Source organism: Romboutsia sp. 1001216sp1, assembly GCF_039841805.1.
Lineage (GTDB): Bacteria > Bacillota > Clostridia > Peptostreptococcales > Peptostreptococcaceae > Romboutsia_C > Romboutsia_C hominis.
This window is the reverse complement of record NZ_JBDPHA010000013.1, coordinates 26521-50052: the sequence shown is the minus strand read 5'-3', so window position 1 is coordinate 50052 and position 23532 is coordinate 26521. Positions and strand designations below refer to the sequence as shown.

The window sequence follows — 23532 nt, the reverse complement described above, 5'->3', positions numbered from 1 at the left end:
AATATGGCTAATTTATATACAAAAACAGGTGATAAAGGAAGTACTAGTCTGTTTGGTGGTAAAAGAGTATCAAAAAATGACTATAAAGTAGAATGCTATGGAACAATAGATGAGGCTATATCAATGCTTGGAGTTGCGTACTCTCAAAGTAAAAATGCAAATATAAAAAATTATTTAAATGAAATACAAAGAAAATTATTTATAGTAGGTGCTGAACTTGCTAGTGATGAAAAAGGATTGTCTATGTTATCATATACAGTCAATGAAGAAGATATAAAAGAATTAGAACATATAGTAGATGAGTGTAGTAAATTAAATGGAAGACAAAAAAGTTTTATAATACCTGGAAAAAATGAATCTTCAGCATTTATTCATGTTGCAAGAACTATAATAAGAAGAGCAGAAAGAAATATAGTTACATTAAAAGAAAATGGCAATATTAGAGATGAATTATTAAAATATGTAAATAGATTATCAGATACCTTATATGCCTTAGCAAGGTTAGAAGAAACTTATTGTAAGATAGATGATATTAAAAATAAGGTTATAGATAAGTTGAAAAAAATGGATAATGTAGAAAAAGAAAGTGAAGAGAATATAGAATTTAACTTAGAAAATATAATAAAAATGGCTAGTTATGCCCAAAAAAAAGCAAAAGAATTAAATGTTCCTATAGTTTTTTCTGCAGTAGATAGTGGAGGTAATCTTATATTACTTCATAGAATGGAAGATTCATTACTTGGTAGTATAAATATAAGTATGAACAAAGCATATACTGCGAATGCCCTAAAAATGCCAACTCATAAACTAGGTAAGCTTTGCAAAAGCGGAGAAGCACTTTATGGTATTCAAAATACTAATGACAATAAAATAGTTGTATTTGGTGGAGGATATCCAATATATAATAATGAAAAAATAGTTGGAGCCATAGGGATAAGTGGTGGAAGTGTAGAAGAAGATATGGAGATAGCTTTATACTCAATACAAATGATGAAAATTAAAAGTAATTAAGCAAAATGTAATGGGGGGATAATAGTGAGTGCGTTAAATGTTGAGGAAATAGTAAAAAAGGTTATGAGTGAATTAAATAATGTAAATTCTTTAAAAGAGTGTGAGTATGGAATATTTGAAAATATGAACGATGCTATAGAAGCATCATTCATAGCTCAAAGAAAGTATTTAAAGCATAGCCTAAGTGATAGAGATAAATACATAAAAGCTATAAAAAATGAATTTTATAAAGAAGAAAATTTAAAAAAAATATGCAAAATGACAGTTGAAGAAACTGGTATGGGAAATTATAGTCATAAACTTTTAAAAAATAGATTAGTACTAGAGAAAACACCAGGTGTAGAAGATTTAAAAACAGACGCATATACAGGTGATAATGGTCTTACTTTAGTAGAACTTTCTCCATATGGAGTAATAGGGTCTATAACACCTACAACAAACCCAACGGAAACTATTCTTTGTAATACTATAGGAATGTTAGCAGCAGGAAATTCAATAGTTTTTAGTCCTCACCCAAGGGCTAAAGAAGTATCTTTATTTACTATAAAGCTTATAAATAAAGCATTAAAAGAAGCTAAAGCCCCAGATAATTTAGTGGGAACAGTAAAAAATCCTACAATAGAAAATGCAAATATAATGATGAACCATGAAAAAGTTAAATTGCTAGTGGCAACTGGAGGGCCAGGTGTTGTTAAATCAGTATTATCTACTGGAAAAAAAGCCATAGGAGCAGGGGCTGGAAATCCACCAGCAGTAGTTGATGAAACTGCAGATATAGAAAAAGCTGCAAAAGATATAGTTAATGGATGTAGCTTTGATAATAATCTTCCATGTATAGCAGAAAAAGAAGTTATAGCAGTAGATGAAATTACTGACTATTTAATATTCAACATGAAAAAAAATGGGGCATATGAAATAAAAGATAAGGAAACCTTAAATAAATTACAAAACTTAGTCTTATCTAAGGATTTGAAATTAAATACTGAATGTGTTGGAAAAAGTGCAAGATATTTATTAGATAAAATAGGAATACAAGTTGAGGATGATATAAAAGTAATAATAATGGAAACAGATAAAAATCACCCATTTGTTATAGAAGAGTTAATGATGCCAATACTTCCGATAGTTAGAGTCAAAGATGTTGACGAAGCTATAGAACTTTCCGTAGAAGTCGAACATGGAAATAGACATACAGCTATAATGCATTCTAAAAATATTGATAAACTAAGTAAAATGGCTAAATTAATTCAAACTACTATATTTGTTAAAAATGGACCATCATATTCTGGTATAGGTGTAGGTGGAGAAGGATATACAACATTTACAATAGCTGGTCCAACAGGAGAAGGTTTAACAAGCGCTAAAACCTTTGCTAGAAAAAGAAGATGTGTACTTGTAGATGGCTTTGATATCAGATAAGAGGTGAGATTATGGAAAAAGATTTAATAAGCATTATTAAAGAAGCTGGTATAGTAGGTGCTGGTGGAGCTGGATTTCCAACTCATGTAAAATTAAATACAAAGGCAGATTATTTAATTATAAATGGAGCTGAATGCGAACCTCTTTTAAGAGTAGATCAACAACTGATGGCTAAAGAATCTAGAAAACTTTTAGACGCTATAGATTTAGTTAAAAAATATATTGGCGCTAAAGTTGCAATAATTGGATTAAAATCTAAGTATAAAAAAGCCATAGAAAATATAGAAACTATAATTAATGAGTATGAAAATATAAAAATGCATAAAATGCCTAATTTTTATCCAGCAGGAGATGAACAGGTATTAGTGTATGAAACTATTAAAAAAATAATACCAGAAGGTTCAATTCCACTTAGTGTAGGAGCTGTAGTATTAAACGTAGAGACTTTATTAAATATATATGAAGCTTATTACAATTATTTAAAAGTTACTAATAAATATGTAACTGTAACTGGAGATGTTAAAGAAAAAATAACAGTTAATGTTCCTATAGGTATATCCATAAAAGAAGTTATAGATTTAGCAGGAGGGAGTAATTTAGATGAATTTGTTGTTATAAATGGTGGACCTATGATGGGGAAAATAGTTTCATTAGATGATGTAATTACAAAAACAACTAAAGGTCTTATAGTATTACCTAAAGAACATAGTCTAGTTAAATCTATAAATAAAAATATATCTCAAACATTAAAAGAAGCTAAAACTTCTTGTATGCATTGTAGTTTATGTAGTGAAATATGCCCTAGAAATTTATTGGGTCATAATATAAATCCACATAAACTAATAAGAATAGCAAGTTATTCAAGTATTTGCTATACCAAATCTAGTTTAACAACAGCATTTTTATGCTGTGAATGTAGGTTATGTGAATATGCTTGTATTATGAATTTACAACCTTGGAAATTACATTCAAATCTAAAAAAACAAATGTCAGCAAAAAATATAAAAAACGATAATAACAATACACCAATAGATGTACATCCATTTAGAGAATATAAAAGATATCCAGTAAGTAAATTAATATCTAAGTTAGATCTTTCGAAGTATGATAAAAACGCAGAAATAACAAATATTTATAAGAATTTTACAAAGGTAAAAATACTTTTAAATCAGCATATAGGAATAAGTGCAACACCTATTGTAAAAAAAGGAGATAAAGTTCTTAAAGGACAGCTAATTGCATTTACAAAAGAAGATAAATTAGGAACATCAATTCATTCAAGTATAGAAGGATTAGTAAAAGAAGTAAATGATAAGTATGTATTAATAGAAAGCTAAATTTTTATTAGGAGGAGTAACATGGATATATTTGCAATGGTAGCAGCTTTTGGAGGAGGAGCATTTGGAGCTTTAATAGGAGCATTACCAGCATTTATACTTACAGGTGTGATAGCGATAGCAGGTGCAGCTATAGGGATGGCAGGTGGATCAGATTTAGTTGTTGGAAATGTAGCTTTTGGTTCTTTTTTGGGACCTCATATAGCATTTGCAGGTGGGGTTGCAGCAGCAGCATATGCAGCAAACAAAAGAAGCACAAGTACATCTAAAGTAACATCAACTGGAGAAAAAATCTTAGGTAGTGATGAAGTAGAAAGTGGAACATCAATAGGTTTATCCTTAAACCTAACAGGAGACTATAAAGTTTTGTTAGTTGGTGGGATATTTGGGATATTAGGTTTTTTAATAAATTATTTATATGCATCAGTTCTAGTACTTCCAACAGATACTCCAGGTATGACAGTTTTTACACTGGGTGTAATAGCAAGGCTAACTCTTGGAAATAGTGGACTATTTGGTAAATATGATAAAAATAAAAAAAGAAAATACTTATCTACCGGAAAAATGCTTGGATATAATATAGTATTAGGTGCATCATTAGGAATAGTAGTTTCTTATGTGGCAGCATCACTTTCCAATACCTTTGAAGTAGCTCCAAAGGTAATATCATTATTCCCAACACTATGTTTTGGAATAAGTGCACTTTCTTTAATATTTACACAAACAGGCTCGGCTACACCAGCAACACATCATATAACATTAATATCAGCACTTGCAGCTGTTGTTTCAGGAAATCCCATATTTGGAGTATTGTTTGGAATTATAAGTTGCTTAATTGGAGATTTCGGAGCTAATACACTTAATAGTAATTGTGACTCTCATATAGATCCACCGGCATTCTCAATATTTATATGTACATTTATAATAAACTTCATATTTTAATTAAAACTAAACAATAATTTTTAAAATTTTACATATTTGAATTATAGATAAATATAATTTAGATAAAACATATTAGCAAACATGATAAGAATTAGGGGGACACAATATGAAAAAATCAATTGGACTTGTGGAATTAAAAAGTATTCCCATAGGGATAGAAGTTGCAGATACAATGCTAAAAACAGCAAATGTAGAATTAATATTAGCTAATCCAATTTGTCCGGGAAAATATGTGATAATAGTGAGTGGGAACGTAGGTTCAGTAGAAAATGCTATAAAAGCAGGTAAAGATAAAGCAGGAATATTTTTAATTGAAAGTCATGTGATAAATAATATACATGAAGATGTAATACCAGCCTTAACAGGTACTATAGAACCAGTAAATATTAAATCTATTGGATGTATAGAAACAATATCAGCACTAACAGCTATAAAAGCTGGAGATATAGCTCTTAAATCATCTAATATTGAATTAATAGAAATAAGACTTGCAAGAGGCCTTGGTGGAAAGGGATTTATAGTAATGTGTGGAGATATAGCATCTATAAATTCTGCTATAAAATCTTGTACAAATGAATTACAAGAAAGTGGGGAGATAACAAGTACATCTTCTATAGCATCTCCACATAGAGATTTAATAAATAAATTAATGTAGAGTAAAAATAATTAACAAAAAGTCTAACTTGATTTTATAGGTTAGATTTTTTTGTATTATTAAGTGAATTATAGAAACATATTAAAATAATATATCTTTTATTACCTAGAATTTTTATAGATATAATAAAATATATAAAAAAATAACTATATGTATTTCTAATATTAATTTATGATATAATATTTTTTTAATTAATATTAGAAAGGAATTTATAATATGCCATTTACATTTTCTCATCCTGCTATAGTAATTCCATTTAAAAATAAGTACTTTAATTTTAGTGGATTAATACTAGGATCTATGGCACCTGATTTTATATACTTTGTACTATTTAGTCCAAGTAGCAATATAGGTCATGAATTTTTAGGATTTTTCTTTTTTAATCTTCCAATGTGCTTTTTAATAAATTATGTATTTTACAAATATACACAAAAAGCACTTATATTAAGTATGCCTAATTTTATATCAAATAAATATATACACCTTACTAAATTAAAAAACACATTATCTAATAAAAAAGAAATATTAAAGTTTGTAATATCATGTTTAATAGGTATGATAACTCATGTACTTTGGGATAGTTTTACTCATATTAGTGGATTTTTTGTTAACAATATAGCTTTTTTAAGAGATAGCATTAATATATTTAATATGTCTATTCCAATTTATAAAATAATCCAACATGGTAGTACAATGATAGGCTTTTTAGTTATATTTATATATATATATCTTTATACTATTAAAGGTAAAAATATTTTTTATCTTAAGATAAACAAATTTAAGATATACTTAAGTCTTGTATTAGTATTCATAATTACTATGATTGTTTCCATATTTATTTTTGTTAAAACAGGTGCTTTTATAGGTATTGGTAGATTGGTTGTAACATTTATCAATTCCTTATTTATATCTTATTCAATAACTGGCTTTCTATTAGACAAAAATAAAATTTAATAAATTTTTATAAATAGAAAAATATAGTGCATAGATATTTATGCACTATACCAAAAAATATACAAAAATCCTCTCTTTATGAAAATTAGAACTAATCGTTATAACTTACCTACCAAGCTCTTTATATATTCTAATAATATCAAAGACTATGATGGGAAAAAACACAGTTCATATCTATATGCTTTTAATCTAATCATTGCGTATATGTAAATTGTTAAAATAAAGTTGATATATGGTAAATAATATAGTTTATATTTAAATTAATAATATAGACTAATATATATTGAAAAATAGTGCAAAATAACCATATAATAATATCTAACTTAAGAGAGCTGTTATACAAAATACTTAATAGGTAAAATATAGTAAAAATTATAAATGTTCATAATTAAATTAAAATTGCGTAAAAAAGTTAGAATTCGAAATAGTATGATATAATAAAGAAAATTAAATAAAGGGAAGGTGAATCTCAATGGATAATAAAAAATTATCTAAAGGTGCTTATGGAGGAGTATCAGGTAAAGACTATGTTCCTTACATAACAGACAAATCGAAGACTGGTGCAAATATGGCAGTACTGATAATAGGTATTATTTTAGCCGTAATATTTGCAGCATCAACAGCATATTCAGGAATGAAAGCTGGTCTTACAGTTGCCGCAGGTATTCCAGGTTCTATTATAGGTTCAGCGTTTATAGCAGCATTCGCAAAAGGAAAAGGTATTCTTGGTAAAAATATTGTACAAGGTATGGCAAGTGGTGGTGAATCAGTTGCAAGTGGTATGATTTTCGTATTACCTGCTATTTTATTAATAGGTAGTCAAGTTACATTTTTAGAAGGATTTATAGTTGGAGTAGGTGGAGTTTTATTTGGTATTGGAATTGCATCACTTGTGTACAATTATTTAATAATTGAAGAACATGGTAAGCTTATGTACCCAGAATCAATGGCTATATCTGAAACATTAGTTGCTTCAGATGCTGGTGGAGATTCAATGAAGTATATGGGTATGGGATTTGGTATAAGTGGACTTATAACTGTATTAACAGGTTCATTTTTAAACGTAGCCAATAATGTTATAAGCTTTATTGGAAATAAGTTTTATAAATGTAAATTTGAAGTAGAAGTTAATCCTCTTCTTTTAGGGATAGGATTTATAGTAGGACTTGAAGTTGCACTTACAATGTTTGCAGGTTCTTTATTATCTCATTTTGGTATTATGCCTCTAATAGGATACTTTACTGATATGGCAAGAGAAGGTGCTAAGGTATGGAATGATCCTACAATGGCGATAAACCAAATGGGTGTAAATGATATAGCTGGTAACTATGTAAAATACATAGGGGCTGGTATGATGCTTTGTGGAGGTATAATAGGTGCAGTTAAATTAATACCAACTATAATAGCATCTGTAAAAGAAACTATGAAAGCAAAATCATCAACATCTGTTGACGGTGAAGATGGTAGCGCATTACAAAGTATTATACTATTAGGCGGAATTGTAGCAGCAGTTGTAGGAGCATTCTTTATATCAAATGGTATAGTAATGACAATTATTGGTGTAGTAGTATCTTTATTATTAGCAGGATTATTTGTTATAGTTGCTGGACGTTTAACAGGGACTATAGGTACATCAAATCTTCCTGTATCTGGTATGACAATAGCATCTTTAGTTATAGCGACATTAGTATTTGTTATAATGGGATGGACTGATTTAGCAGATAATAAATCACTATTATTATTTGGTACATTTATAGTTGTTTCTATATCTATAGCTGGAGGATATAGCCAATCTCAAAAGGTAACTTATATAATAGGTGGTAGCAAAAATGAAATGCAAAAATATTTTGCAATAGCTGGTATAGTAGGTGTAATAGTAGTTGTAGGAACTACATTACTACTTGCAAATCAATTAGTAGTAACAGGAGATAATCCTCCATTTGCATTACCTCAAGCTAACTTAATATCAACATTAACATCAGGAATTATGTCTGGTCAATTACCTTGGGTTATGGTAATAGTTGGTGTAGTTATGGCTATAGTTTTATACTTCTTAAATCTACCTATAATGACAGTTGCTATAGGATTTTACTTACCAATTGCAACAACTTCTATAATATTAGTAGGAGCTTTAATACGTGTATTTGTTGAAAAAACTTCAAGAAGTGATAAAGAAAAAGAGGTCAAAGTTGCTAATGGTATAAGTTTATCATCAGGGCTTGTTGCTGGTGGTTCTATAATAGGATTAGTAGGTATAATATTACAAGTAACAGGTGTTATAAAAGGTGCTGGTCCTAGTGGGTTTGCAGCTTCAAATATGATGGCTATTATACTTCTTTTAGTATTAGTTGTACTTACTACATGGCCAATTGTAAGCTCTAAGGTAAAAAACAATGAAAACTAATGAAGATATTTTAAAAATTGTATTTAAAATAAATGATAAAATAGATTATGAAGTAAATGAAGGTGTTGTAACGATACTTGAAAAACAAGATCATAAAATTCAACAGTTTTTTAGAAAATTAAAGTTTAAAATTCCAATGTATAAAAAGACTGAACTAGATGAATATGGCAGCTTTGTATTTTCTAATATTGACGGGAAAAAAACTGTAAAAGAAATTGGTAAAGAGCTAGAATTAAAGTATGGAGAAAAATCACATCCTCTATATGAAAGATTACTTATTTTTTTAAATCATATAGATGCAAACTGTAATTACATTGAAAAAATTAATAATTAAAAATTTCAATAAAAATAGGATATCTTTTAGATATCCTATTTTTATTGAAATTTTTACTACTAAGGCTAAGGTATGCTAAAATTTATAAAAATAATAGTAAATATACATGGAGGAAAAGCTGTTTAAATCAATGAGAAAACAAAAAGAAAATTAGATGTAGATCGAATAAAAAATACTAGACAAAGGGGAGTATATGACACTAGCAATTATAAGTGAGAATGGGTATCCATATAGTCTTCATTTAAGATATATTTATCATAATAATTTTATATATTTACATAGTGCTAAGAGTGGTCATAAGATAGAAAATATAAAAATCAATGAAAAGTATATTTTAGTGTAGTGGGATATACAAATATTTTGCCAAGTAAATTTTCTACAAATTATGAAAGAGTAATAGGATTTGGTATAGCATGTAAAGTAGATGGTAAGGAAGGAGAAGGGCACTTATAAAATTAATAGAAAAGTATAGCAAAGACTTTTTTAAAGAAGAAATAGAATATATTTTAAATGAAAAAATGTCACTAATGTAATAAGAATTACAATAGAACATATAACAGGAAAATAAAATTATTAGAAAATCTACCTATAAAATTAGGTGGATTTTTTTTGAGAAAATAATGAATCAAATTGAGGAAAAATGATAGTTTGAATTTTAAAAAGTTAGAAATTGAAACTTTTTAAAATTAAAAATTTTTGTATTGAAAAAAATTATACTTATATTATAATTATAAATGCGACAACTTATGACAAAACTTGGTGAAGAAAGGAATATGAATATGCAAGATAAGCAACTTCAAAAAAATCTTGGGGCAGCTGCAGCTTTATCAACAGTAGTTGGTATGGTTATAGGTGGGGGAGTATTTTTTAAGCCTCAAGCAGTGTATGAATTAACTGGTGGAGAGCCAGGACTTGGAATGATAGCTTGGGTAATAGCAGGTATCATGACAATAACAGCAGGTCTTACTGCAGCAGAGGTTTCAGCTGCTATACCAAAAACAGGCGGTATGATGGTATATATAGAAGAAATATATGGTGAAAAATTAGGATTTTTAACAGGATGGATGCAATCAGTATTATTTTTCCCAGCAACAATAGCTGCAATATCAGTTATGTTTGGGCAACAATCAGCGATACTCCTTGGAAATGAAAATTTAGTAATACCTATGACAGTTGGGGTAATATTATTAGTTGGTGGACTTAATACATTAGGTTCTAAAACTAGTGGAGCAATACAAACAATATCTACAGTGTGTAAATTAATACCTTTAGTACTTATAATGGTATTTGGATTTATAAGTGGATCAGGGAATAATTCAATAACTACTCCATTAGTAGGAGAGGGAATAAGTGCAACTAGTGTAATAGGACAATTATTAGTTGCTATATTATTTGCTTATGATGGATGGATAAATGTCGGTACTTTAGCGGGGGAAATGAAAGATCCGGGAAAAGATTTACCAAAGGCAATAATAGGTGGATTATCTTTAGTTATGGCGGTTTATGTAGTAATAAACTTAGCGTATCTTTGGGTACTTCCAGCAAGTGAATTAGCTAAATATGCATCACCAGCATCTGCTGTTGCAACAGAAATATTTGGACCTATTGGTGGTAAAATAATAACTATGGGTATATTAATATCTGTATTTGGATGTATAAATGGATATCTACTTACAGGACCTAGAATAATATACACATTAGGACAACAAAAAACATTACCTGAATTTTTAGGTAAATTAAATAAATATGATGTACCAGCAAATGCAACTATGGTGATGGCTTCTTTATCAGCGCTTTATGCATTATCTGGACAATTTAACTTACTAAGTGACTTATCAATGTTTGCTATCTGGTCATTTTATGTGTTAACGTTTGTAGGAGTTATAAAAATGAGAAAAACTATGCCAAACTTACATAGACCATATAAAGTTCCATTTTATCCGGTAATACCTTTAATAGCAATAGCTGGTGGATTATTTGTAGTAATAAACCAATTATTATTTGCAGGACCTAAAAATACAATGATGTCATTAGGAGGAGTTGTAGTAACTCTTATAGGTTTGCCTATATATAATTATATGATGAAGAAGAATCAAAAGGAAAAAGATATAAAAAGGGTAGCATAATAAATTACGAATAAAAACACACAAAAATAATAGAAAACTTAAAATACACAAAGTAAAAAAATAGAACTTTAGAAGTTCTATTTTTTTTGTCTAAATTATTGAAATTAACTTTAAGAAAATGTTTGCACAAAAAACAAAAAAACTAAGTTTTTTTCAAAAAGATTTTTTATTGAAAAAAATAATTACAAGATTAAATAGATTATCTTTGTAAAGAAAAAAATTCATATTTAAATTTAAGTATACAAAGTTAATTTGGCTAAATAGCTGAAATATAAAAAATAACAGAAAATTTATATAATAAATAAAAATATAAAAATTAAAGTAATCTTAAAAAAATTTTCTAAAAATACATAATTTAGAAAAACGTTGTCGAAAAAAATAAAAAAATGTATTGAAAGTATTTCAAAAAATATTATAATGAAATTATAGAAAACTTAATAAATAAGGAGGCATATATGGAAAGTAAAGAACTTCAAAAAAGTTTAGGGATGTCTGCAGCTTTATCAACAGTTGTTGGTATGGTTATAGGTGCAGGTGTGTTCTTTAAGCCGCAAGCTGTTTATCAAACAACAGGTGGAGAGCCAGGACTTGGAATGATAGCATGGGTAGTAGCAGGTATCATAACTATAACAGCAGGATTAACGGCAGCTGAAGTATCAGCAGCTATACCAAAAACTGGTGGTATGATGGTATATATTGAAGAAATATATGGCAAGAAACTAGGATTTTTAACAGGGTGGATGCAAACGGTATTATTCTTCCCAGCAACAATAGCAGCACTAGGAGTTATATTTGCACAACAAGCAGTTTCATTAATAGGAAATGAGTCTTTAACTCTTCCTATAGCAGTAGGTATTATATTATTTGTTGCAGCGTTAAATACATTAGGATCAAAAGCTGGTGGAGCTATACAAACAATTGCTACTATATGTAAGTTAATACCTTTAGCACTTATAATGGTATTTGGATTTATAAAAGGAAGCGGAACAAATCCAGTAATGACACCATTAGTAGGAGATGGAATAAGCCCAGCAGGAGTTATAGGTCAATTATTAATAGCAGTATTATTTGCCTATGATGGATGGATAAATGTTGGTGCTTTAGCTGGAGAAATGAAAAATCCAGGTAAGGATTTACCAAGAGCGATAGTTGGTGGGCTTGCAGTAGTTATGGGAGTTTATGTAGTAATAAACTTAGCATATCTTTGGGTACTTCCAGCAAGTGAATTAGCTAACTATTCAGCACCAGCAGCAGCAGTTGCAGAGGCTATGTTTGGACCAATGGGTGGTAAATTAATAACAATAGGTATATTAATATCAGTATTTGGTACACTTAACGGATACTTATTAACAGGACCAAGAGTTATGTATACTTTAGCAGAACAAAAAACTCTACCAGGATACAAGACTTTAACTAAATTAAATAAATCTCAAGCTCCAGCTAACTCAATAATAGCAATGGCAACATTATCAGCTATATATGCATTATCAGGACAGTTCAACTTATTAACAGATTTATCAATATTTGCTATATGGATATTCTACGTACTAACATTTATAGGTGTTATAAAGCTTAGAAAAGATCAACCAGATTTATTTAGACCATACAGAGTTCCATTATATCCATTTATACCAGCTATAGCTATATTAAGTGGATTATTCGTTGTAATAAACCAACTATGTTTTGCTGGTTTACAAACAACAATGATATCTTTAGGAGGTATAATAATAACTCTTATAGGATTACCAATTTATAATTATATGCAAAATAAAACTAATTAATAAAAAAGTACAAGCGTATTGCTTGTACTTTTTTATTAGAAGGATTTTATGTTAAATATAAAAATGTGAAGAGTTTTATTGATACACTTATAAATTAAAGTAAATTTTTATTTTTATTACATAAATATTTACAGAATAAGTTTTATCTTTTAGTGATATAAAAAAGGATTTTTACCAATACTAAGATTATAAAAACGTTTAAAACGTAAAAATTTATACAAATATGTTCCTTAAAAGGCATAAATTTATAATAACTATAAAGGAGGAACTCATATGAAAAATGTAAGATTAAAACTAGCAATAAGTGTAGGACTTTTAACATTTGCTATGATACCAAATAACACAAGTGCTTTAGAATATATAGATAAATATACTTGTTTACCTATATATTATGATGTAAATGAAACTGCTAATACAAACAATAAAATCGCTTATATAACGATAGATGATGGTCCAAGCAAGTACACAAAAGACATACTACAAATCCTTAAAAAGCATGATGCACATGCGACATTTTTTATGATAGATATGAATATGAAAGTAAATAAGGATGCTGTAATAGAGATTGTCGAAAGTGGAAATAGTGCAGGATTTCATAGTGTTTCGCATGATGTAAATAAACTTTATGAAAATTACGATTCAGCTAAAAGAGAATTTGATAAAAATAAGGAAACTTTTTATGAGATAACTGGAAGGACATCAAATATAATAAGACTTCCTTATGGAAGCAAACCGTATACACCAGTCAAGTCATATGAAAATTTAGTTGATGCAGGATATAAGCTTTGGGATTGGAATATAGATACTCAAGATTGGAAAAATGATTCTAATAAAATAATAGAAATTGTAAAAGAACAGGTTAAAAATAAAAAAGAAGTAGTAATACTTATGCACGAAAAAAAACAAACAGTACAAGCATTAGATGAAGTACTTACTTATTTAAATGAAGAAGGATATGAAATACTTCCTATAAATGAAAAACAAATACCAAAGAATTTTTGGAATATTAATACTAAATAAATAGCTATCAAAATGATAGCTATTTTGTTTACTTAAAATTTTTACTAGACAAAATAATACAAAAAATAATAAAATAGGACGTGGTTAAAATAGTTATATTATTTAAATAATATAGAAAGGATTAAATTTATGGATGATAAAAAAATAGTAGAAGATCCAAGATATAAACAGTGTAATAAAGAAGCTATAATGGGATTTATTCTTGGACTCTTAAATCTTATATGGTGGTTTGGATTTGGATATGGACTTTCAAATAGACCAGTTAAAGAGTATACATATATACTAGGTTTTCCTGCATGGTTTTTTATGAGCTGTATAGTAGGAGGAATACTTTTTTCTATACTTACAGTTATTACAATAAATAAGTTCTTTAAAGATATGCCACTTGATGGTTTAAGCAAAGAAGAAGTAGAGATGTACAAAAAGGAGTTTAAGTAATGGAAAATGTAAATTACAAAGTATTAATTCCTATAGTTATATACTTTATAGCTATATTTGGAGTAGGTTTTTACTCTATGAAGTTTGTAAATAGAGCAAGAAATTCAAATAAAGATAATTCTTTTATGGACGAATATATGACAGGAGGAAGAGATTTAGGTGGATTTGTACTTGCTATGACTTTAGTTACTACATATTTAAGTGCAGGAAGTTTTATAGGTGGACCTGGAACTGCTTACAAAGAAGGACTAGGATGGGTGTTTTTAGCGATGGCACAAATGCCAACAGGATATTTTACATTAGCGGTCCTTGGAAAAAAGTTTGCTATAATATCTAGAAAAATAAATGCAGTGACTATAACAGACTTTTTAAGAGCAAGATATAAATCAGACATAGTAGTTATAATGACGTCGATATCAATAGTTATATTTTTTATAGCGGCAATGGCAGCACAGTGGGTAGGAGCGGCTAGACTTTTACAAGGTTCAGTAGGTCTTGATTACAACATTGCATTAACTGCATTTGGAATAACAGTTATAGTTCACACTGTAGTAGGTGGATTTAGAGCAGTTACATTATCTGATACAATTCAAGGTGTAATAATGACTATAGCAACTATAGCTATATTTATAGGTACTATAATTGCAGGTGGTGGAATAAATAATATAATTCAAAATATGGCAGCTATTAATGAGGGAATGATAACTCCATTTGGAGTAAAACCAGGAAATATGACTATAGCTTGGGTAACATCATTTTGGATATTAGTGGGATTTGCAGTGGTAGGTATCCCATCAGTATCTCAAAGAGCTATGAGTTATAAAGACACTAAGAGTTTGCATGATGGTATAAAATATGGAACGATAGTATCTATGATATTACTTCTTGGAATGCATTTAGTAGGGGCATTTGGTTCAACATTAGTTACTGGTATAGAATCTGGAGATTTAGTTGTACCAACATTAACAACCAAGTTATTTCCATCGGTAATAGCAGGAATATTACTTGCAGGACCATTAGCATCTATAATGTCAACAGTAGATTCACAGTTATTAGTAGCATCAGGTTCTATAGTTAATGATTTAATTTCAAATTATATAAATCCTAATTTAAAGACTAATTCTAATTTAAGCGGAAAGATAAGTATATTATGTACCGCACTTCTTGGTATTATAATATATTTAGTAGCTTTTAATCCACCAGAATTAATAGTTTGGCTAAATTTATACGCTAATGCAGGAATAATTTCTACATTTTTATGGCCAATAATACTTGGGCTTTATTGGAAAAGGGCGAATTCATCTGGTGCTATATCATCTATTATAGTAGGTATAGGCTCATATATATTATTTAGCCAAATATGGAATAGACCATTTGGGATGCATACTATAGTACTTCCCTTAGTATTATCATTAATAACTTTTATAATAATATCTAAAAATACAAAAGAACCAGATGAAGATGTTTTAGAAACTTTCTGGGGTATATATTATAAATGATAAGAAAAAAGAGATACCTCAAATAGAGGTATCTCTTTTATATCTAACAATAATATAAAAATTTACTTAACATATACAGAGGATACATATCCATAAGTATTACCAAATTTTATCTTGTGCCAATCATGCTTAGTGTCTACTATCTTAACTTTATCTCCTTTTTGCAAATATCCAATAGGTGCAAATAAAGTACCTCTCTCAGCTCTAACTTTAACATTGTCATTTAATACAGTCTTTATATTGGAAAAACTTCCTTTAATGTTAAAAAATTCTTTGACACTATTAACTATACCATTAGCTATTTTTTCTTGATATGCTTTTGTAGACAATTTGAATCCTTCATTATCATTTGATATAAAGCCACATTCGATAAGAATAGATGGCTTATTGTTATCTCTTAAAACTTGCAAGTTACCTTTTTTAACACCTCTATCATTAGCTTTAGTAGAATTTAATAGATTAGATTGAAAAATATTAGCAAGACCTTTATTGGTTTTATCGTAGTAATAAGTTTCTATACCATTTGCACTTTTACTTTCTGATGTATTTTGGTGTATTGATATAAATAAATCAGAATTAGATAAGTTTGATTTTTTAGTTCTTTTAGATAAAGATACATATTCATCTTTATTCCTAGTTGTCTCAACGTATATGCCTTCTTCTCTTAATAGCTTTTCTACTTTTTCCGCTATTTGAAGGTTTAGATTATCTTCTATTCTAGCACCATAGCTTGAACCATTATCTTTTCCCCCGTGGCCTGCATCTATAAATACTTTATAGCTTTGGGCATTTGATATAGTCATATTTGACATAAATGATAAAGACAATAACAATGTTATTATAGATTTTCTCATATGTTTAATACTCAAAAATGTTCCTCCTTAGATGTCTAAAATTAAATTCAACTCTAATTATACTAGTTTAAAAAAATTTTTCAACCTAATGTAATTTATTGAAAAAGTAGACAAAGTAGAATTTTTAAAAAACTGTAAGAATATAACATATAGTATATAAATTTTTCAAATAGAATATTTATAACTCGTATACTTTTACAAGGAGTATATTTAATTATGGATAATAAAAATAATATAAATAGAGAAAATAAACAAATTAAAAAGGCAATTGATAAGTGTTCCAAAATTAAATCAAATAAAGGTACTCAAAGTCTGGGATTAGATAGGTTTTCTTATGCAGACTTTGTATTGCTATCTTCGACATTAGCATATGCAATAGTAGAAGAATTAAATGAGGAAGATTTAAGCTTATTAATATCTTTTATAAATATGTTAAATGGAGATTTAGTTATGCTAAGAACGCAAGAAGCTATAAGAGCGGGAAGAGAAACAGAATTAAGCCAGCAGCAGGAGGAAGAAGTATTAGAAGAGACGGACACCCTAGCTGATGCTATAGGAGAGACTGTTGATGATGAAATGATAGCCGATCTAATTAGAAAACCTAAAAAGAAGAAATATAAAAAGAAAAAGATTAAAAAGGTAAAGTGATCAATGCACATATTGTAGGTTGGTAACTTTTTATTTAAAAATAAAAAGTTAATACTGGGTAAATTTATATAAAAAAATATATTATAGATTATAAAAGTTTGATATAATAATTATTAAAATGAATAGAAGGAATTGAAAGAATATATGAGGTGTACAAATTTTTATTTTAAGGGAAATGATAATTTAGATATACATGTATATAAGTATGAAGGGGAAACAGACAAGCCAAAAGGTATAATTCAAATAGCACATGGTATGAACGAAACTGCTAGTAGGTATGAGTATTTCGCGAAACATTTAACTAAAAATGGTTATATAGTTTATATAAATGATCATAGAGGTCATGGCAAGACTGCTAAGACGGTTGAAAATGTTGGATATTTAGCGAAGGAAAATGGCTTCTATCATTTGGTTGAGGATATGAACATATTAACAAATATTATAAAAAATGAAAATGAAGGACTTCCTATATATTTATTTGGGCACAGTATGGGATCTTTTGCTAGTCAAAACTATATTATGAAGTATTCACATAATATAGATGGAGTTATATTGTCAGGTTCAAATGGAGACCATGGATTTATATTAAATTTAGCAGAGATAATAATAAATAGAGAAATAAAAAAACATGGACGATTATATAGAAGTAAATTTATAGATAACTTAATATTCGGTAGAAATAATAGAAAGTTTAAAAATACTAAAACAGAATTTGACTGGCTAAGTAGGGATGAAGAAGAGGTTAAAAAATATATAGATAATCCATTTTGTGGATTAATATTTACTTGTGGTTTTTTCTATGATTTTATACAAGGATTAAAAGAAATAGAAGATAAACATAACTTGGCTAAAATTCCTCTTGATTTACCTATATATATATTATCTGGAGATAAAGATCCAATAGGAAAGTTTGGAATAGGTGTTTTTAATTTAAGGGATAGATACATAAATTTAGGAGTACAAGATGTAAGTTGTAAATTATATGAAGGTGGAAGGCATGAAATGCTAAATGAAACCAATAAAGATGACGTTATAAAAGATATATTAGATTGGATTAACAATAAATTGGTACAAAAAACTACATAATTATGTAGTTTTTATTTTTGTATTTAAAAAATAATTATTTTGAATAATTGATTCTAGAGTTGTTAAAAAAATAAAGTATGAAAAAGACAAAAGTAAGAATTTGTAAAAGTAAGAAAACTAATTAAAATTAAGTTTTATACGGGTAAATTATATTAATTCTTATAAAAATATAGTAAAAAGCATAAAAAACTTTAAAATATATTAAAAGTTATATTGACAATAGAATGTTAATAATATATCATAATTTATATAAGAGGAGAAAAACTTAACAATATTAAGTAAAAATAAGAAAATACTTTACAAAAATTTAACTATGATTTTAAATATGAAAACGTATTTTTATAAAGTTTTAATATTGGAAAGTCAGATGAAAAATTAGCCAAGTTAATTAAAAAATGATTAACGTACTGGTTAATTTATAAAAATTAAATAATATTATGGAGGACAAAATGGGAGAGAGTTCATTCTTAACAGGGTTTTTGATGATATCAAACATCAAAACAATTATTTTTATTGCACTATTAATAGGGACGTTTTTCATAGTTAAACACTTTGAAAAGAAGAAAGTAAAGTTCTCAACAAGAACAATCTATGCGACAATAATAGGACTTATACTAGGGGTTATAATCCAATTAGTGGCAGGTCTTCCTGAAGATCCATCACAAGTTGATTGGTTACAAGAAGTAAGTAAGTGGTATGGATTATTTGGGTATGGATTTATGGATTTATTAAAAATGTTAGTAGTTCCAATGGTATTTGTATCGATAATAAGAGTTATAATAAATATGAAAGAAGGGGACAATTTACAAGCATTAACATTTAAATCTTTAGGAATGCTACTTGGGACAACATGTTTAGCAGCAATAATAGGTATAGTAGTAGGAAATGTTATGAAACTAGGAGTTGGATTTGAAGCAACTGGCATAGAAGCACCAGAAATGAGAGAAATAACTCCATTAGTTGACACTTTAAGAGGATTATTACCATCAAATCCAGTACTATCTATGGCAGATGGAAATATAGTAGCAATAATAATATTTGCTACATTCTTAGGGCTTGCGACAAACAGAACAAAGAAAAAATATATGGATACAGTTAAGCCATTTATAGATTTGGTAGAAGCTTTCTATAAGATAATAGTAAGTGTTGCAATGACAGTTATAAAATTTATGCCATATGCTGTAGTTGCACTTTTAGCAAATACTATAACTGCAAGAGGATTATCTTCAATGATATCTGTTGTACAATTTGTAGTAGCTTTGTATGTAGCAACAGCAATACTATTTGTTGTTCACTTAATAATAATAGCAGCTTGTGGGTTAAACCCAATTACTTATATAAAAAATGCGGCAGAACCACTACTTCTTGCATTTACATCTCGTTCAAGTTTAGGAACACTTCCTGTAACTATAGATACACTTGTTAAAAAGCATGGTGTTGAAGAAGGTGTAGCAAGTTTTACAGCAAGTTTAGGTGCTAATATGGGTATGAATGGATGTGCTGGTATATACCCTGCACTAATGGGTATAACAGTTGCAAATATGGCTGGGATAGATAAAGATATAAGTTTCTATGTAATGCTACTTGTAGTTATAACTATAAGCTCATTAGGAATTGCTGGTCTTCCAGGAACTGCAACAATGGCAGTATCAGTAGTGGTATCAGGAGTAGGACTTGGAGCGTATTTCCCATTAGCTGGTGGAATACTTGCAATAGATCCAATACTAGATATGGGTAGAACAATGATAAATGTAAATGGAGCATCGGTAACTTCAATAGCTGTTGGTAATTCACTTGGCAAAATCGATAAAGATATTTACAATAGAAAAAATACAGTAACAACTGAAGATAGAAGCGCTTAAATAAAAATAGCCCTCATTTATGAGGGCTATTTTTATTTAATATATATGAAACTTGATACAGTTAGTTCACTATATTGTATAATAAAGAATATATAATTATTAATATAAGTTCCTAGTAGAATTAAATACTAAAAAATAAAAGAACATATCTACAAAAAACTTACATATTTAAATATTAAAAAAATATAATAGTTTTGTGAAAACTATAAAAATACAAATAATAAAAAAGGATGTATATTAGCTACATTCTTTTTTTATGAAATATTCCTAAATTTAACTTTATTAAAAAGTATGATAAAATGGTAAAATAGTGAATATTTTAAGTGGCTTATGTATTATTAGTTTAGAATAAAATATTACCATAAAATAGAAAAATTTACACTATAAAAATAAGGAGGGGCATATGAAAAAGATAGATAAGATTATAGATGTATTTAGAAATTCAAACTATACAGAGATAAATTCAAAAGCTGCTGAAATGTCTTTTTATTTACTATTATCCCTTTTTCCATTTTTAATGTTTACTATAAGTACTATAGCATATATGCCTGTTATTCAAATAAATAAATATATATTATTATTTGAGCATATGATGCCAGAAAGTGCTTTTAATATGATATCAGCTATAATTTATTCTGCTATGAAAAATAAAAGCAAAAATTTTATAATAACAAGTTTTCTGCTAACTATGTGGACATCATCAAGAGCAGTAAGAGCTATGATAAGAGGTGCTAATAAATCTTATAAGGTAGAGGAAACTAGATCATTTATAAAGGTGTTTTTTATAAGTATATTATCAACTATAACCTTATTATTTTTAATATTTTCATCAATGGTATTTTTAGTATATGGAGAAAAGATAGGATACTTTATATTTGGACTTATTGGGCTTGATAAGATATTTATGTATATTTGGGATATACTAAGATACACTATAGGTATATTAACCTTAGTTATAATACTTATAAGTATATATAGATATAGCCCTAATAAAAAAGTAAAAATGTCAGAAGCAACACCAGGTGCTATAATATCAACTCTTGGATGGATATTAGTATCTTTAGGATATTCTTATTATTCTAATTATTATGCAAATTATGAAGTTATATATGGAAGTATTGGTGGAATAATAGTTTTAATAACGTGGATTTATTTAAGTAGTTGGGCTATATTGATAGGTATAGAAATCAATGCTAAAATTTACTTAAGAAGAAATATATACAAATATAAATTTAATGAAAAAATATAATAATAGACACTTATTTGTAATTAGGAGAGATAAATAAGGTATGAATACATATGAATATATAAATGAAAGAGATATACTTTATAATTTATTTGATTGTATTAGAATAGTAGATCCAATAAGAAAAGTAGTTATACATCAAATAAAAAATGAGGTAGATATAGAAAAGCTACCTTGTTATGAGTTTTGGAATAGAAATCAAGTATGTGAAAATTGTATATCAATTAGAGCGTATAATGAAGAAAAATCTTTTTCAAAAATAGAGTTTAATAAAGAAAAAGTATATTTTGTAATTGCAACTTTAATCAAAATAAATTGTACAAAATATATAGTAGAAGCGTTAAAGGATGTAACGGAGGATAACATATTAGAAGAGATAAGTAAAAAAAGTATAAGTGATATAACAAAAGAAGTTAACAGATTAAATGAAATAGTTGTTAAGGATGAACTTACAGGTTGCTTTAATATAAGATATGTAAATGAAATGCTACCTTTTAATATATTAGATAGTATAAATGAAAATAAGACATTATCAGTTTGTATGCTAGACTTAGATTATTTTAAGCAGATAAATGATACATATGGGCATTTGTGTGGAGATTTTGTACTAAAAGAAGTAGGTAAAATACTAAAAGATAATATAAGAAAAGATATAGATTGGGTAGCAAGATATGGAGGAGAAGAATTTATAATTGTATTTAATAATATGTCATTAAAAAATGTAACTAAGAGAGTACAAGCTATAAAGGATAAAATAGAAAAACATGAATTTAAATGGAAAGATAAGGTTATAAAAATAACATCAAGCTTTGGAATAAGCACGTTAGATGAAGATACAAAAACAGTAGAATCTATTTTAGAATCTGCTGATAAAATGCTTTATCTTTCAAAACAAAAAGGAAGAAATAATATATCACATAAATAATGAAAGTGCTTAAAAGTAGTATAAATACTAACTTAAAAGCACTTTTTTACTTTTAAAATATAACTTTAAATATGATATATAATAATATTAAAAAATACTATCTAGTAAATACAAGCTTATTATCATCTGACAAATTTTCATTAAAACTATAACCATCAATATTAAACTTTTTTAAATCTGAGATTTTATCTATTTTATTTCTTATTATAAAAGATGTCATATATCCACGGGCACGTTTTGCATAAAGACCTTTAGTTTGATAAGTGTCTTTGCTAGAATTATATTCTTTAAAGTTTATATCTATAAATGTATAGTCTTTCTTTATAGATTTTAAATCTATACACTTTAAGTACTCAGAAGAAGCTAGATTTATTAGTATTTTGTTTTTATGTGTGCTTAATTCATTCATTATATTTTGAGTTATTTTATCTTTCCAAAATTTATATAAATCATCCCCACGATTATTAACTAATTTAGACTTCATCTCAAGTCTATAGGGTTCTATTAAATCAAATGGCTTAAGTATACCATAAAGTCCTGAAAGTATTCTTATATTTCCATTAGCAAAATCAAAATCTTCATGTGTAAATTCATAAATTTTCATGCAATTAAAAACCTCTCCATCAAAAGCTAAGATACTTTCGCACTTTGGATTATTTTTAGTAGATAGATTTTTATGTCTATTATGGTTTAATATAGTTAAATCTTCACTTAGATTCATAAGATTTGATAGTTCTTCTTTTTTCAATGATTTTAAAAGTTTAATTAAATAATCTATATCATCTTTAAATATAGGTATAGATTGTTTATTCAATCTTATATTCTTATCAAAATTCATAGTTGTAGTAGGAGAAATTATAGTAATCATTTTACACCTCTCATATATTTATTTACTAATTTATACTTACACCAATTAAAGTAAAATTGATTAATATTTTAAGTTGAATTTCATAAGTTTATTATATACCCTTAATATAAAAATTTTAATCAT

Annotated in this window: 21 protein-coding genes; 19 read left to right on the top strand and 2 right to left on the bottom strand. The window is 27.5% G+C overall.

From position 1 onward, the window contains the following. Window positions 1-3 precede the first annotated feature (3 nt). The 14 genes from ABHC41_RS11895 (at window position 4) to panF (ending at window position 15920) form a co-directional block, all read left to right on the top strand. Entirely contained in the window at window positions 4-1011 is a 1008-nt protein-coding gene (locus ABHC41_RS11895; protein ID WP_271892879.1) for a cob(I)yrinic acid a,c-diamide adenosyltransferase, read from the top strand. Window positions 1012-1035: 24 nt separating this feature from the next. After that, window positions 1036-2430 (top strand): aldehyde dehydrogenase family protein, encoded by a 1395-nt coding sequence (locus ABHC41_RS11890; RefSeq protein ID WP_330678008.1) that lies wholly within the window; start codon window positions 1036-1038, stop codon window positions 2428-2430. 11 nt (window positions 2431-2441) lie between these two features. After that, entirely contained in the window at window positions 2442-3767 is a 1326-nt protein-coding gene (locus ABHC41_RS11885; RefSeq protein ID WP_271892881.1) for a 4Fe-4S dicluster domain-containing protein, read from the top strand. Between the two features lie 21 nt (window positions 3768-3788). Continuing rightward, window positions 3789-4709, top strand: coding sequence for a hypothetical protein (locus ABHC41_RS11880; protein ID WP_271892883.1), 921 nt, complete (start codon window positions 3789-3791; stop codon window positions 4707-4709). A 106-nt stretch (window positions 4710-4815) separates the two neighbouring features. Then, window positions 4816-5364 carry a BMC domain-containing protein gene (locus tag ABHC41_RS11875; protein ID WP_092925969.1) on the top strand — a complete coding sequence of 183 codons (549 nt, stop codon included), beginning with the start codon at window positions 4816-4818 and terminating at the stop codon, window positions 5362-5364. A gap of 216 nt (window positions 5365-5580) precedes the next feature. Then, the gene (locus ABHC41_RS11870) at window positions 5581-6318 is read left to right on the top strand and encodes a DUF4184 family protein (protein WP_271892885.1); all 738 of its coding nucleotides are present in this window, start codon (window positions 5581-5583) and stop codon (window positions 6316-6318) included. Window positions 6319-6790: 472 nt separating this feature from the next. After that, window positions 6791-8722 (top strand): oligopeptide transporter, OPT family, encoded by a 1932-nt coding sequence (locus tag ABHC41_RS11865; protein ID WP_092925965.1) that lies wholly within the window; start codon window positions 6791-6793, stop codon window positions 8720-8722. After that, on the top strand, window positions 8712-9056 hold the full coding sequence (locus tag ABHC41_RS11860; protein ID WP_271892887.1) for a PqqD family protein: 345 nt from the start codon (window positions 8712-8714) through the stop codon (window positions 9054-9056). Before ABHC41_RS11865 ends, ABHC41_RS11860 begins: the two co-directional genes overlap by 11 nt. A 172-nt stretch (window positions 9057-9228) precedes the next feature. After that, window positions 9229-9399, top strand: coding sequence for a pyridoxamine 5'-phosphate oxidase family protein (locus ABHC41_RS11855; protein WP_330638711.1), 171 nt, complete (start codon window positions 9229-9231; stop codon window positions 9397-9399). A gap of 436 nt (window positions 9400-9835) precedes the next feature. Next, window positions 9836-11182: an amino acid permease gene (locus tag ABHC41_RS11850; protein ID WP_166506248.1), complete on the top strand. Its 1347-nt coding sequence runs from the start codon at window positions 9836-9838 to the stop codon at window positions 11180-11182. 455 nt (window positions 11183-11637) lie between these two features. After that, window positions 11638-12963: an amino acid permease gene (locus ABHC41_RS11845; protein WP_092925961.1), complete on the top strand. Its 1326-nt coding sequence runs from the start codon at window positions 11638-11640 to the stop codon at window positions 12961-12963. 273 nt (window positions 12964-13236) lie between these two features. Beyond that, on the top strand, window positions 13237-13983 hold the full coding sequence (locus ABHC41_RS11840; protein WP_271892890.1) for a polysaccharide deacetylase family protein: 747 nt from the start codon (window positions 13237-13239) through the stop codon (window positions 13981-13983). 129 nt (window positions 13984-14112) lie between these two features. Then, a complete protein-coding gene (locus ABHC41_RS11835) occupies window positions 14113-14421 on the top strand; it encodes a YhdT family protein (RefSeq protein ID WP_271892892.1) in 309 nt (102 codons plus the stop codon). Continuing rightward, a complete protein-coding gene (gene panF, locus ABHC41_RS11830; RefSeq protein ID WP_271892894.1) occupies window positions 14421-15920 on the top strand; it encodes a sodium/pantothenate symporter in 1500 nt (499 codons plus the stop codon). Before ABHC41_RS11835 ends, panF begins: the two co-directional genes overlap by 1 nt. A gap of 62 nt (window positions 15921-15982) precedes the next feature. Here the strand turns inward: panF and ABHC41_RS11825 are convergent, their stop codons facing one another. Next, a complete protein-coding gene (locus ABHC41_RS11825; protein WP_271892895.1) occupies window positions 15983-16789 on the bottom strand; it encodes an N-acetylmuramoyl-L-alanine amidase in 807 nt (268 codons plus the stop codon). A gap of 201 nt (window positions 16790-16990) precedes the next feature. Here ABHC41_RS11825 and ABHC41_RS11820 point away from each other — a divergent pair, with 201 nt between their 5' ends. From ABHC41_RS11820 to ABHC41_RS11800, 5 genes are all read left to right on the top strand, one after another. Beyond that, a complete protein-coding gene (locus ABHC41_RS11820; protein ID WP_166505368.1) occupies window positions 16991-17422 on the top strand; it encodes a hypothetical protein in 432 nt (143 codons plus the stop codon). A gap of 144 nt (window positions 17423-17566) precedes the next feature. Next, the gene (locus tag ABHC41_RS11815) at window positions 17567-18508 is read left to right on the top strand and encodes an alpha/beta hydrolase (protein ID WP_166505369.1); all 942 of its coding nucleotides are present in this window, start codon (window positions 17567-17569) and stop codon (window positions 18506-18508) included. A gap of 449 nt (window positions 18509-18957) precedes the next feature. Further along, on the top strand, window positions 18958-20370 hold the full coding sequence (locus ABHC41_RS11810) for a cation:dicarboxylase symporter family transporter (RefSeq protein WP_243240015.1): 1413 nt from the start codon (window positions 18958-18960) through the stop codon (window positions 20368-20370). Between the two features lie 403 nt (window positions 20371-20773). Then, window positions 20774-21619: a YihY/virulence factor BrkB family protein gene (locus ABHC41_RS11805; protein WP_092925946.1), complete on the top strand. Its 846-nt coding sequence runs from the start codon at window positions 20774-20776 to the stop codon at window positions 21617-21619. Window positions 21620-21659: 40 nt separating this feature from the next. Then, window positions 21660-22541, top strand: coding sequence for a GGDEF domain-containing protein (locus ABHC41_RS11800; protein ID WP_092925944.1), 882 nt, complete (start codon window positions 21660-21662; stop codon window positions 22539-22541). A gap of 97 nt (window positions 22542-22638) precedes the next feature. On the opposite strand, the gene ABHC41_RS11795 is transcribed toward ABHC41_RS11800, so the two are convergent. Next, window positions 22639-23409 (bottom strand): YaaA family protein, encoded by a 771-nt coding sequence (locus tag ABHC41_RS11795; RefSeq protein WP_195237699.1) that lies wholly within the window; start codon window positions 23407-23409, stop codon window positions 22639-22641. Window positions 23410-23532 lie beyond the last annotated feature (123 nt).

Excerpts from the sequence above, each read along its gene's own strand:
- ABHC41_RS11870 (WP_271892885.1), top strand. The coding sequence starts at position 5,581 with ATGCCATTTACATTTTCTCATCCTGCTATAGTAATTCCATTTAAAAAT.
- ABHC41_RS11800 (WP_092925944.1), top strand. The coding sequence starts at position 21,660 with ATGAATACATATGAATATATAAATGAAAGAGATATACTTTATAATTTA.
- ABHC41_RS11840 (WP_271892890.1), top strand. The coding sequence starts at position 13,237 with ATGAAAAATGTAAGATTAAAACTAGCAATAAGTGTAGGACTTTTAACA.
- ABHC41_RS11865 (WP_092925965.1), top strand. The coding sequence starts at position 6,791 with ATGGATAATAAAAAATTATCTAAAGGTGCTTATGGAGGAGTATCAGGT.
- ABHC41_RS11860 (WP_271892887.1), top strand. The coding sequence starts at position 8,712 with ATGAAAACTAATGAAGATATTTTAAAAATTGTATTTAAAATAAATGAT.
- ABHC41_RS11810 (WP_243240015.1), top strand. The coding sequence starts at position 18,958 with ATGGGAGAGAGTTCATTCTTAACAGGGTTTTTGATGATATCAAACATC.
- ABHC41_RS11880 (WP_271892883.1), top strand. The coding sequence starts at position 3,789 with ATGGATATATTTGCAATGGTAGCAGCTTTTGGAGGAGGAGCATTTGGA.
- ABHC41_RS11805 (WP_092925946.1), top strand. The coding sequence starts at position 20,774 with ATGAAAAAGATAGATAAGATTATAGATGTATTTAGAAATTCAAACTAT.
- ABHC41_RS11820 (WP_166505368.1), top strand. The coding sequence starts at position 16,991 with ATGGATAATAAAAATAATATAAATAGAGAAAATAAACAAATTAAAAAG.
- ABHC41_RS11885 (WP_271892881.1), top strand. The coding sequence starts at position 2,442 with ATGGAAAAAGATTTAATAAGCATTATTAAAGAAGCTGGTATAGTAGGT.
- ABHC41_RS11895 (WP_271892879.1), top strand. The coding sequence starts at position 4 with ATGGCTAATTTATATACAAAAACAGGTGATAAAGGAAGTACTAGTCTG.
- ABHC41_RS11815 (WP_166505369.1), top strand. The coding sequence starts at position 17,567 with ATGAGGTGTACAAATTTTTATTTTAAGGGAAATGATAATTTAGATATA.
- ABHC41_RS11835 (WP_271892892.1), top strand. The coding sequence starts at position 14,113 with ATGGATGATAAAAAAATAGTAGAAGATCCAAGATATAAACAGTGTAAT.
- ABHC41_RS11795 (WP_195237699.1), bottom strand. The coding sequence starts at position 23,409 with ATGATTACTATAATTTCTCCTACTACAACTATGAATTTTGATAAGAAT.
- ABHC41_RS11850 (WP_166506248.1), top strand. The coding sequence starts at position 9,836 with ATGCAAGATAAGCAACTTCAAAAAAATCTTGGGGCAGCTGCAGCTTTA.
- ABHC41_RS11845 (WP_092925961.1), top strand. The coding sequence starts at position 11,638 with ATGGAAAGTAAAGAACTTCAAAAAAGTTTAGGGATGTCTGCAGCTTTA.
- ABHC41_RS11875 (WP_092925969.1), top strand. The coding sequence starts at position 4,816 with ATGAAAAAATCAATTGGACTTGTGGAATTAAAAAGTATTCCCATAGGG.
- panF (WP_271892894.1), top strand. The coding sequence starts at position 14,421 with ATGGAAAATGTAAATTACAAAGTATTAATTCCTATAGTTATATACTTT.